The sequence below is a fragment of the Frankia sp. CeRuru1 genome, assembly GCF_977966315.1.
Map to the genome: position 1 here is coordinate 1 of NZ_CDWWEW010000530.1, position 2,621 is coordinate 2,621.

General features: G+C 71.0%; 3 protein-coding genes and 1 pseudogene. All 4 read right to left on the reverse strand.

All coding sequences use genetic code 11. The annotated features are described in order from the left end of the window. Positions 1-402: pseudogene (locus AC08OP_RS23860) on the reverse strand (LLM class flavin-dependent oxidoreductase); the annotation flags it as partial. Next, on the reverse strand, positions 399-764 hold the full coding sequence (locus AC08OP_RS23865) for an LLM class flavin-dependent oxidoreductase (RefSeq protein ID WP_476616223.1): 366 nt from the start codon (positions 762-764) through the stop codon (positions 399-401). The gene AC08OP_RS23865 and the pseudogene AC08OP_RS23860, both read right to left, overlap by 4 nt. A gap of 31 nt (positions 765-795) precedes the next feature. Next, positions 796-2,376 (reverse strand): ABC transporter substrate-binding protein, encoded by a 1,581-nt coding sequence (locus AC08OP_RS23870; protein WP_476616224.1) that lies wholly within the window; start codon positions 2,374-2,376, stop codon positions 796-798. 159 nt (positions 2,377-2,535) lie between these two features. Further along, positions 2,536-2,616 carry a putative leader peptide gene (locus tag AC08OP_RS23875; protein ID WP_476616225.1) on the reverse strand — a complete coding sequence of 27 codons (81 nt, stop codon included), beginning with the start codon at positions 2,614-2,616 and terminating at the stop codon, positions 2,536-2,538. Between the last annotated feature and the right edge of the window lie 5 nt (positions 2,617-2,621).

Here is a 2,621-nt window from a genome sequence, read left to right on the forward strand (position 1 = left end):
GCCGGGGGAGGCCTGGGCTGCCGCGAACCGCAGCCCGCGCTCGCCGGCGACGGCGGCGCTCGATCCGCCGGATGCCCCGAGGATCCAGACCTGCACGTTCGCGCCCTCACCGGGGTAGGTGCGCGCCTGGAGGCCGTCGGCCGAGCGATAGGTTCCGCGCAGCAGCGCGAGGACGTCGTCGATCTGCTCGGCGTAGTCCGGGGTGTAGGCGTTCGGCTGCTGCAGCAGCGACAGCATCAGCCCCAGCCGCGACGAGCCGAGCAGCCCGCGGAAGTCGTAGCGCTTGGGGATCAGCAGGCCGTTCTCGGCCCGCTGCTCGATGCTGTGGTCCGCCCCGTCGAGCCCGGCGGAGCAGGCCGCCGCCGCCGAGATCAGGCTTCGTTCGGCTGCCGGGTCGTTCACCGGCCCGCCGGGCCCGGGGGCCGGCCGGGCGAGCGTCCGATCCCGAGGTCGAGGCGGCCCGGGTGCAGGGCGTCGATGAGGCCGAACTCCTCAACCACCGACAGCGGGGTGCGGTGTCCGGCCTGCACCCCGGCCGACCCCAGCCGGATGGTCCTCGTCGCTCCGGCCACCAGGGCGATGGCGACGGCGGGGGAGACGCCGAGGACGCCGGGATTGAGGTGATGTTCCGCGAACCAGTAGCGTTCGTACCCGAACTCCTCCGCCCGCCGGGCCAGATCGACGGTGTTGCGCAGTGCTTCGCCGTTCGTGCCGCCATCACTGACCGGGACGAGGTCGAGGACGGCCAATGGGATCTCACTCATCGCGAACCTTTCAGGTCGGTCGGCTCGTCTCTCACTGGGGCGGTCCGGCGGCACCGTCGTCGGCGGGCCGGGGGCGCAGCGCCGCGCCGTCGAGGGTGGGGAGCGCGGCGAGCAGGCTGCGGGTGTACTCGTGGCGGGGGTTTGCGAACAGCTCCTCGACGTCCCCGGCTTCCACGACCTGCCCGTCCTTCATCACCAGGACCCGGTCGCTGACGTGGTAGATCACGCCGAGGTGATGGGAGATGAAGACGTAGGAGATCCCCAGCCGCGCCTGCAGATCGGCCAGCAGGTCGAGCACCTGCGCCTGGATGGAGACGTCGAGGGCGGAGACCGGCTCGTCGCAGATGATGACCCGCGGTCGCGGGGCGAGCGCCCGGGCGATCGCGACCCGTTGGCGCTGCCCCCCCGACAGCTGGCGCGGCCGGCGGTCGAGCACGCTCTCGTCCAGCCCGACCTGCTCGATCAGTTCGAGGACGCGGGCCCGGCGCGCGGCGCGGCGAACCCCCTGCACCGCCAGCGGCTCGCTGATGATCTTCTGGGCGGGGTGGCGGGGGTCGAATGAACTCAGCGGGTCCTGGTAGATCACCTGGATCCGCTGCCGCAGCCCGCGCCTGGTCCGCTCGTCGATCTCACGCCAGCTTGTGCCGTCGACGTCGACTGTGCCGGAGTCGGCCTGTTCGAGGTCCAGCAGTAGCCGGGCGGTCGTGGTCTTGCCCGACCCCGACTCGCCCACGATGCCGAGCTGCTTCGCAGCGGCCTGGATCTGGTCTGCGAGGGTGTCGCGCTGCTCCCGGGCGTACTGCTTGAGGAAGGGATGCGTGACGGTGAGGCGCGCGTCGTCCTTCGTCCGGTAGCCCTGGCCGTCCCGAGCGGTCCAGCCGGCCTCGTCGAGCAGCTGGTTGGCCTTTTTCGGGTTGAAGCCGTAGGACGACTCGATCGACTTGTCATAGCCGACGGTGGACGGCGACAGCGGGCCCTTCGCGGCCGGGAAGACGCCGAAGTACAGCTTGTCGACGATGGTCGCCCAGTCGATTCCCGCGCGGAAGGCCTCCCGGACCCGGACGTCGGCGAAGGGACCCTTGGCGGTGTTCGGGTAGTAGCTGTAGTTACCGCCCGGGGCCAACGCGGTCTGGAGCTGGAATCCGGGGGTCGACTTCAGCTGGCTCACGTTTACCGGCGGGACGCTGGCGATCGCGTCGATCTGGCCGCTGGTCAGCGCTCCGTAGCGGGACGAGTCCTCGGGGATGACTTTGATCGAGAGCGCCTCGAGATAGGCGGCGCCGGTGTGCTTCGCGGTGGCGGGCGCCCACTTGTAGCCGGGATTGCGGGTGTAGTCGATGCCCCTGCCCTTGACGTAACCGCCGGTGCTGATGAAGGGACCGCTGCCGACGATCTTCGTGCACAGCGCCGACGGCGGCTGCCTGAGCGTGCTCGGCGCTTCGATGCCCAGGTAGGCCGTCGCCAGGGTGGGCAGGAAGGCCGAGGTCGGCGCGCTGAAGTGGACATCGACGTGGGTCGGGTCGACGACCGTCGTCCCGGTGTAGCCCGTGATCGTTCCGGCGGCGAGCGTCAGGGGTACGCGTTTCCTGACGCCGAAGACCTTGCTGGACATCGGGTGTCGAGACTCCTTGTCGGGATGGCCGTCGGGCCGACCGTCGGCTGGCCGTCGGTGGTCGGGTGGTCGACGGCGTGCGGCAGGGCCAGCCGTCGGGGCCGTGCCGAGCAGGGCGGACGGTTGGTCGGCGGGACCGGACCGCCGTGGGCGGCGGTGTCAGCGACAGAGGCAGCTGGACGAACAGAGGCAGCTGGACGAACGGCGCAGGTCGATGGCTAGGCGGCGGGTCAGCCGCACCTGCC

Excerpts from the sequence above, each read along its gene's own strand:
- AC08OP_RS23865 (WP_476616223.1), bottom strand. The coding sequence starts at position 764 with ATGAGTGAGATCCCATTGGCCGTCCTCGACCTCGTCCCGGTCAGTGAT.
- AC08OP_RS23870 (WP_476616224.1), bottom strand. The coding sequence starts at position 2,376 with ATGTCCAGCAAGGTCTTCGGCGTCAGGAAACGCGTACCCCTGACGCTC.